Source organism: Streptomyces sp. NRRL F-5123 (assembly GCF_000721495.1).
In the GTDB taxonomy this organism is placed as follows: domain Bacteria; phylum Actinomycetota; class Actinomycetes; order Streptomycetales; family Streptomycetaceae; genus Actinacidiphila.
Genome location: NZ_JOHY01000108.1, coordinates 1 through 8,357 on the forward strand (window position 1 = coordinate 1; position 8,357 = coordinate 8,357).

Below are 8,357 nucleotides of genomic sequence, written 5' to 3' on the forward strand. Positions count from 1 at the left end.
TGCGCCGTTGGCGGTGGAGGCTCCGGTGACGTCCAGGCACAGGCCGGACTGGGTGCCGGTGACGGTGCCGTTGGAGTTGACGCTCCACTGCTGGTTGGCGCCGCCGTTGCAGGACCAGATCTCCACCTTGGTGCCCGGGGAGGTCTGGTTGTTGTAGGCGTCCAGGCACATCTGCGAACCGCCGGAGTACACCGCCAGCTGACCCGACGACGTACGCGTCCAGCTCTGGTTGGCACCGCCGCTGCAGTCCCAGATCTGCACCTGCGTGCCGGCCGTGGTCGAGGAGTTCGGCACGTCCAGGCACTTGCCCGCACCCACCGCGTGCAGCGCACCGCCACCGCCCGGCGGCGGCGTGGTGGTCGAACTGCCCCCGAGGGCTGCCACCGCGGAGTTGTACGCCGCCTTGGGCTGGAAATTGCGGTCGTACATGGTGGCGGCCCCGTAGCCGGGGAAGGTGCCGTCGATCCAGGAGTTGGCGTCGTCGACACCCCATTGCGAGACGCCCACGCAGCGTGAGACCGCCAGACAGGCCTTGACGACGTTCCCGTAGTCGGTTGCCTGCTGCTGGAGTCCGGAGCTGGAGGCGGGCAGTTGCATGCGGTCGTCGAGCTCGGTGACCGCCACGTCCAGGCCGAGGTCGGCGAAGCGCTGCATGTTGGCCCGCAGGTCGGAGGGAACCTGCCCGACGACGAAGTGGCTCTCCAGTCCGATGCCGCCGAGGGGGACCCCCTGGGACAGCAGGGACTTGGCCAGGTTGTACAGGGCGTTGCTCTTGGCGTTCTGCCCTTCGATGTTGTAGTCGTTGATGTAGAGCTTGGCGGCGGGGTCGGCTGCGTGGGCGGTGCGCAGCGCCTCGGCGAAGTAGTTGGAGCCCATCGCCTTGTAGAAGGCGTCGTTGACGAAGGAACCGTCCTCGTTGAAGGGCTCGTTGACCACGTCCCAGGCGTAGATCTGCCCCTTGTAGTGGCTGACCTCGGCGGTGATGTGGGCGTCCATTGCGCCCTGGACCTGGTTCGACGGCAGGCTGCTGACCCACGAGGGCAGTTGGGCGTGCCAGACCAGGTTGTGACCGCGCACGCGCATGCCGTGCGACTTGGCGTAGGACGCGATCTGGTCGCCGGGGCCGAAGTTGAATCGTCCGCTGCTCGGCTCCGTGGTGTCCCACTTCATCTCGTTGCCGGGGGTGACCATGTCGAACTGGGCGTTGGCGACGGTGGTCTCGCCGCTGTTGCTCAGATCGGCGACGGTCAGGGCCGTGCCGAAATAGCGGTTCTGGGCCTCGGCGAGGGTACGAAGAGAGGTGGCTGCCTGGGCGGACGAGGCCGTCACGAGGGCGAGCAGGGACGTGCCGGCCAGCGTGACGGCCAGTCCGGCCGCAAGCGCGCCGAACCGGGAGCGCCGCAGGTGCGGGCGGGGGTTTCGCGGGGTCATGGGACCTCCAGCAGTGAGAGGACGGCGATTACCTGACGGGGCGGCGTGTACGACCGCGGGAGCGGAACCGCTCCCGCCCGTACCCACCCGACGGACCGGACTCGGACGCGCGGCGGGCCGGCTCCGGAGTGCGCCCCGGTCATCAGCCCAGCGTCCACTGCTGGTTGCTCTGGCCGTTGCACGTCCACAGTTCGGCCAGGGCCCCGTTGGCGGTGGAACCTCCGGTGACGTCCAGGCACAGCCCGGACTGCACACCGGTGACCGTGCCGTTCGCGTTGAAGGTCCACTGCTGGTTGCTCTGGCCGTTGCACGTCCAGGTGGCGACCTTGGTGCCCGGGGTGGTGCCCTGGCCGCTGGCGTCCAGACACAGCTGGCTGCCGCCGCTGTAGACCGCCAGCTGACCGGAGGAGGTACGCGTCCAGCTCTGGTTGGCCTGGCCGTTGCAGTCCCAGATCTGCAGCTGCGTTCCCGTGGTGGTCGAGGAGTTCGGCACGTCCAGGCACTTGCCCGCACCCACCGCGTGCAGCGCGCCCGTGCTCCCCGTGCCGGTGCCGGTCGTCGCGCCTGCCTGAGCGATGACCTGCTGCGCGCCGGACGGCCAACTGGTGCCACTGACCTGGACGTTGCCGGTCAGGACATTGTTGTGGGGTGAGCCGGTGGCCACCTGGGTGGCACCCGAGTTGTACCAGTTGGTGTCGAAGGTGCTGTCGTTGGTGTTGTTGGTGCCACCGGCGTTGGTGAAGGCCCACACGCCGGAGTCCTGGATGACGTTGTTCTTGAGGGTGACGTAGCGGGAGCCCTCGTCGAGGTACAGGCCCACGGTGTGCTGGTTGTCGTAGATGTAGTTGTGGTCGATGGTCGTACCGGGGTTGGCAGACAGGTTGTAGATGCTCCCGCCGTCGTGGAACACCTTCTTCGTGCCGTGCACCGCGTTGTAGCTGACGACCGTGTTCTTCAGGGTCGTGGGGGTGCTGTACACGGGCTGGTAGTTGTACAGCCCGCGGTTGCGGTAGTCCTGGCTGCCCCCGGGGTCGTTGGCGCCCCAGCCCCAGCCGATGTCGATGCCGTCGTAGGCCAGGTTCGACACCTCGTTGTGGCTGATGACCGCATGCGTGACATAGGTCGACAGGATGCCGGCCATGTCCTTGTAGTCCTTGGCGACGCCGGTGATCCGGTTGCCCTGGATGGTGATGTCCTGGTTGGTCATCGCCGCGTCGGACGGGTGGTGGGCGTCCGGCTGCACACCGCCGACCACGATGCCGGCGCCGGAGTCGTCGGTGAAGGTGCTGTCGGAGACGGTGACGGAGGAGGCGCCGAGCCCCACCCCCGAGGCATGTGCGTCGGCGTCGTTGCCGATGCCCAGGCCCACCTGTCCCAGGTGCGCGAAGGTGTCACCGGTGAAGGTGATGCCGCGGGCGGCCGAGACCTGGACCGCCGCCGGCACCTGGCTCCAGCTGTTGCGGGCCGCTTCGAACAGCGGGCACCCGGACTGGCAGGACGTCATGAAGTCGGAGGGCTGGGTGAAGGTGCGTCCCAGGAAGGCGCCGCTCTGCTGGTCGGCATAGCCGGCGGACGTGCTCGGCTGGAGCCAGGTGGTGTGCTGGAAGGCGATCCCCTTGACGGTGATGTCATGGGCCGGATCGGCGTAGGAGCCGCCGATCTGGAGCAGGGAGGTCAGACGCGGCAGCTCGACGTCGTGTGCTGTGGGCGACCAGTTGGCGGGCGCCTTGTAGTACAGCTGCCCGGCCTGGGGGTCGAGGTACCACTGGCCGGCCGTCTTGAGGAAGCTGTAGGAGTTCTCCAGCTGGAGGCTGCCGCCGGCGAAGGGGCTGGCGAGGGTGTCGTAGCCCCAGTTGTTGTTGTTCCAGGCAGGCTGCTGCATCGTGATGGTGCTGCCGCTGATGGACTGGACGGGCGCGTAGCGGTCGGTGAAGGAGTTCTGGCTCTCCAGCTCGATCCGGTTCTGCTGGGGAAGCGTGGCCAGGTAGTTCAGTGCGGAGTTGACGATGGTCATCCCGCCGGCGGTGATCTTGACGTCGCTGCGGGCGATGGAGATGGACGCCCGCGGCGCCAGGGCCCCGTCGACGTACAGCTGCCGCGAATCGGAACCGGCCGGTACGGACGCGGCGTAGATGTTGTTCGACGCGTCCTTGAGCGTCCACCCCGTCACCTGCTGCCCGCCCGACAGCACCGGCTGCTCGCCAGGAGCCGCCTGCCAGACGACCTGATGGCCGTTGGTGCCGGAGTCGGCGCTGCCCAGGACGAGCGGGGACGACATGCGGTAGGTACCGCCCGCCAGTTGCACGACGATGTCGCCGCTCATGTTCCCGTGGAGGGCCTCGACCGAGGTCTTCGCCTGGGCCGGCGAGCAGGGCGCCGACGCCGAGCACGCGGTACCGCTGCCGGCCGGGGAGACGTACAGGGTGGTCATGGTCGCCGCGTGCGACGTGACGGCCGGAGCCGCGACGACGGCGGCAGCGGCAAGGACCGCGACAAGAGCCGCCCTCGGTGGTCGGCTGCGGTGCGGGCCCTTGCTCGGGCGCCGGGTGGACGTCATGCTCCGCTCTCCTTCTGTGTGGGTGGAAGCCGGTCGGCGGCGCCGGAACGCTCGCGCCGCCGACACGAGCTCCCTCCGTGGGGCACATGTGGTAGCACCTATGACTCCCTGATCCCGGGGCGATGCATCAGTCTCTTTTCGGTGAAGGACCGAAGCACCGCAAGGCCGAAATCACCGCGCACCTCACATAACGCCAGCTCGACATGGGATTCGCAGCCGCTCGCACACAAGGGGAGTACAGGGCGCAGGGAGAAACCTGGGATGCAGGGTGCCGAAATGAGACTGACACATTCTCGTGCCGGACCTCAAGAGGTGGGTAGCTCACAGGTTTTCGGCCCTCCCTGCCGTGCTGGGAGGGGTCAGGGACTGGTGCAGCTCAACGACACGTCCGAGGGCGTCCCGGTGCCGAGGAACCCGAAGGTGGTCGACGTGGACGGTTGCAGTGAGCCGTTGTACGAGACATTGCGCACCGAGACGTCAGAACCGCTGGTACTGACGGTGCCGTTCCACACCTGGCTGATGCCCTGGCCCCCGGCGAGCGTCCACCGTACGGTCCAGCCGTTGACAGGCTTGCCGCCTGCCGTGACGGTGACCTCACCCTGGAAGCCGCCGGACCACGTGTTGACGGTCGCGTAGCTCGCGGTGCAAGCACTTCCCGAGGTCCCGCCCGAGGTGGTCCCACCGCTGGTCGTCCCGCCGGTCGTGGTCCCACCGCTGGTCGTCCCGCCGGTCGTGGTCCCACCGCTGGTCGTCCCGCTGGTCGTCCCGCCGGTCGTGGAAGTCCCCGGCGGCACGTAGGGGCACTTGCTGCGATAGATCGATATACCGCTGGAGTCGGACAGCGAGGGGCACAGGAACTGCGTGTATCGGGTGTCGTTGTCCACGAAGATCTTGAGCCAGGGGATCAGGATCCGCATCTCGGTACTCTGCGGATGCGTGTAGTACACGTGGTCGGCGCCGGCGATCTGCACGAAGTCGCTCTGGGTGGCGGCCGGCATGGTGGCGTAGAGGCCGTCCAGGTACGAGGGGGTGACCACTGTGTCGTTCTGTCCGGCCATGACCATCGTCGGCACCCGGTCGGTGGACATGTCCTGCGACGGCGAGAACGGGGCCAGGGCCACCGCGGCCTTCAGAGACGGCCGGTGCTCGGTGGCGTACACCACGCCGCCTCCCCCCATGGAATGGCCGATCACGGACAGCCGGCTGGTGTCGACACGGTCGCGCACCGGGCTCTGCTGGGTGAGGTAGTCCAGCGCTGCGAGGAGTTGGGTTCCCCGGGCGACGTCGAAGTCGGTGCGGCTGTTGGTCTCGATGCCGATCACGACGAACCCGAAGGAGGACAGCCAGGGCCCCATCCAGGCTTCCTCGTCGGCGAACAGGGCGGTGTAACCGGGGACTATCGCCACCGCTCCCCACGTGCCCGCGCTGGTGTCGGTGGGGTAGTAGATCGTGCCGCCGTTGAATCCGTTGCCCGGCGCGACGGTCGTCTGCGCCGTGGCGAACGGTCCCCTGGAAGCGGCCACGCCGGCGGGTGTGGGGTCGGGTCCCCGCTGGTACGGATTGTCAGCGGCCGCCGCCGGCTGGAACGCCAGCATCGCCGCGAGCAGGCCGGCCACGGCCACCAGCGCGGCCACCACCATCCCGCCGGGCCTGGGCCGTAAACGCTGGTAAGTCGTCCGTGTCCGGGCGCCGGTGGGCGCCTCCCACGCGATGTGCAGCACGGCACGTCTCCCTTCCGGACAGCGGGCGGTACGAGGACCGGCCCGCCGATCTCGTCCTGTGTCTTTCCATGGCAGATGGAGGAAAAGGGACCCCGGCGCCGCCGCACGGCCCGCCTGCCGGGAGGCAGGAATCGCGCGGCGTCGACGGCGGGCGCCGGGGTCCCGTCCCGGCGGCTCGGCTCCGGTGAGCTGTGGCGTCACGCATCGCCCTCGTTGCGTGCGCGAGGGGATGTCTGTGCGCCGACCGGGGTTGGCGAGCCCCGACTCGATGCGAGCGCACACTCTGTCGAGCGGTGCACGTTCCGTCGGGGAGCGAGATGCACCGACGGGAGGTACCACGCCCGCAGCTCGGGTGCGCTGCGGAAAGATTCGCTGCTCAAACCCGGTTCCGGGCCTGACTCAGGAAATCCGGCGCCGCTGTCGCCCACCCCCGTCAGGTGTTTCGGGCCGCCACGCACGCCGGAGGTCGCCCAGAGGTCACCTCCTGAATTGTTAGCGCTAACTACACGCTTTGTGCGGGAGTGAGAAGCAATGGCTCCCTGCATACATGGGATGTCCCAGGACAAAAACGCTCCCCCCATCCAGTGCTCTTGTCAAGGGCAGCCGCACAACTCCGGCCCGTGGCCGCGCCGCCCGCCACATGGGGCGGCGCGGCCGGAGGTCAGGAGCAGGAGGTGCCGTTGAGCGTGAAGGCCGTGGGAGGGGCGTAGGAACCGGAGTACGTGCCCTGGAAGCCGAAGGACTGCGTGCCGCCGGCGGGGATCTGGGAGTTGTACGCGAGGTTGGTCGCGGTGACGGCGCCGGAGGTGGGGCTGACGGCGGCGTTCCAGGCGCTGGTGATGCTCTGTCCGGAGGGGAGGCTGAAGCCGACCTTCCATCCGTCGAGGGAGGTGGACCCGGTGTTCGTCACGGTGACGGCGGCGGTGTAGCCGCCTGTCCAGGTCTGCGGGGTCACGGTGACCTTGCAGGACGGGGAACCGGAGCCGCCGGTGCTGCCGCCGGTGGTACCCCCCGTGGTCGTACCCCCCGTGGTGGTGCCGGTCGTGCTGCCGCCGGTGGTCGTACCCCCGGTGGTCGAGCCGCCGACGTTCACCGAGGACGAGAAGGACGTCACCGCCAGGCCGGCGCCGTTCTGCCAGGGCTCGAAGCCCGCCTGGACGCTCGTGAGGTACCAGTTGTTCTGGGCCATGCCCCGGCGGACCGTCTCGGCGGCGAAGTCCTTGACGTCGAAGTTCCAGCTGCTGATGGCGGAGGGCGCCACGAAGGAGATCACGTCGTTGGAGCCGTTGTTGCCGGTCCACACGTCCCAGCTGCGGCCGCCCACGGTCGCGGTCCCGACACGGGAGCCCACCGGCTGGACGGGACTGGTCTGGTGGTACCAGACCATGATCTCGGTCTTGTTGACGCCGTCCTTCCTGGGCGTCGGGTCGAGCCAGATGTCGTAGGCGGCGTCGTAGACGGCGTTGCCGACGTAGGTGAACGAGACACTTGTCGGTGCGCTGCTGATCGCGCTGAGCTGCGCGGGCAGATTGGTGCCCGGCGAGCAGTTGGTGTAGTGGCAGCCGTAGAAGACCGACGGGTACGACTTGGGGCCGCCGTTGGTGGCGGTGCCGTCGGCCTGGGTGATCTGGAAGCCGCTGCCGGTGACGTTGATGCACTGGGTCGCGGTGGTGCCCCAGCGGTTGTTCTGGACCACGTAACGGCCCTGGATGGTGGTCGATCCGTACTGGTCGCAGATCTGGGTGTCGGCGTGGGCAGCCGGAGCCGATGTCAGTGCGATGAGTCCGCCGGCGGCGACGCCGAGCGCCACGACGACTGACAGCACGGCCTTGCGGGTCGACCGGAAGGCTCGCTGAAGTGTCGGCATGCTTGTCCCTTCGTCAGGCGATGAAGTGGGGGGAGAACAGGCAGCACGGAGTCCCGTCGAGTGGGAGCGCTCCCACTCTGCTCCGGCAGCAGATCAGGAGGCGAGCCGTCCCGCGGTCGGCGACGGCTCGGCAGAGATGACCCCTGCCCGGTGCGCGGAAACGTTCGCAAGTGTGCGCACGCGGGGCGCGGGACGTCAACGCCCAGGAGACGGAAATCTCGCCCCCTGCCGTGCGCCGGGGACGGCGCGGACCGTCTCCCGAAGCGTATGCCCAGGTCGAGCCGCTGACGGCGAGGCAGGCTTGTCGCTGTCACCGTCCACCCACGCGTCTGCTGCGGAACGGGCGGTCCTGTGCGATGTGTTGACGCGTTCGGACAGGCGCCCTATGGTGCCGCGAAACGATCGTGGGACCTGCGAAAGTTTCGGCGAGCAGAATGTTAACGCTCACCTTCTCCACCTTCGCACCCACGGCAGGCAGTGCGCCCCGAGAAGCAGCCGGGCACCGGCCGGAGGCCGGCGCCCCGTCCCCCCACCGTAAGGAGCACCTACCGACATGCCTTGGCTCACCGGACAACAGAGCACCCGCAGGAAAGCGGTGGCCGCGGCCACCGGAGCGGCGGTAGCCGCCTCACTGGCAGTCGTCGCCCTGGCGACGTCGACGCCCCATGCCGCGGCGGCGGGCTCGCTCGGCTCCGCGGCCGCCCAGTCCGGCCGGTACTTCGGCACAGCCGTAGCAGCAGGCAGACTCGGCGACTCGACCTACTCCACCATCCTCGACCGG

General features: G+C 68.7%; 4 protein-coding genes and 1 pseudogene. 1 reads left to right on the forward strand and 4 read right to left on the reverse strand.

Features of this window, described 5'->3' with window-relative positions; translation table 11 throughout:
* From IH54_RS0137910 to IH54_RS0137925, 4 genes are all read right to left on the reverse strand, one after another.
* A partial coding sequence (locus IH54_RS0137910) for an endo-1,4-beta-xylanase (protein ID WP_043183485.1) occupies positions 1-1,431 on the reverse strand: 1,431 nt, incomplete at its 3' end.
* A gap of 142 nt (positions 1,432-1,573) precedes the next feature.
* Positions 1,574-3,988: a ricin-type beta-trefoil lectin domain protein gene (locus IH54_RS0137915; RefSeq protein ID WP_052398338.1), complete on the reverse strand. Its 2,415-nt coding sequence runs from the start codon at positions 3,986-3,988 to the stop codon at positions 1,574-1,576.
* 359 nt (positions 3,989-4,347) lie between these two features.
* Complete coding sequence (locus IH54_RS0137920) at positions 4,348-5,628, reverse strand: cellulose binding domain-containing protein (RefSeq protein WP_031525917.1); 1,281 nt, start codon at positions 5,626-5,628, stop codon at positions 4,348-4,350.
* A 742-nt stretch (positions 5,629-6,370) separates the two neighbouring features.
* Entirely contained in the window at positions 6,371-7,576 is a 1,206-nt protein-coding gene (locus IH54_RS0137925) for a GH12 family glycosyl hydrolase domain-containing protein (protein WP_031525919.1), read from the reverse strand.
* A 553-nt stretch (positions 7,577-8,129) separates the two neighbouring features.
* Between IH54_RS0137925 and IH54_RS47480 the strand changes: the two are divergent.
* Positions 8,130-8,357: pseudogene (locus tag IH54_RS47480) on the forward strand (1,4-beta-xylanase); the annotation flags it as partial.

What these genes read in the sequence shown, in the direction of transcription:
- IH54_RS0137915 (WP_052398338.1), bottom strand. Translation starts at nt 3,988, where the DNA reads ATGACGTCCACCCGGCGCCCGAGCAAGGGCCCGCACCGCAGCCGACCA.
- IH54_RS0137920 (WP_031525917.1), bottom strand. Translation starts at nt 5,628, where the DNA reads ATGGTGGTGGCCGCGCTGGTGGCCGTGGCCGGCCTGCTCGCGGCGATG.
- IH54_RS0137925 (WP_031525919.1), bottom strand. Translation starts at nt 7,576, where the DNA reads ATGCCGACACTTCAGCGAGCCTTCCGGTCGACCCGCAAGGCCGTGCTG.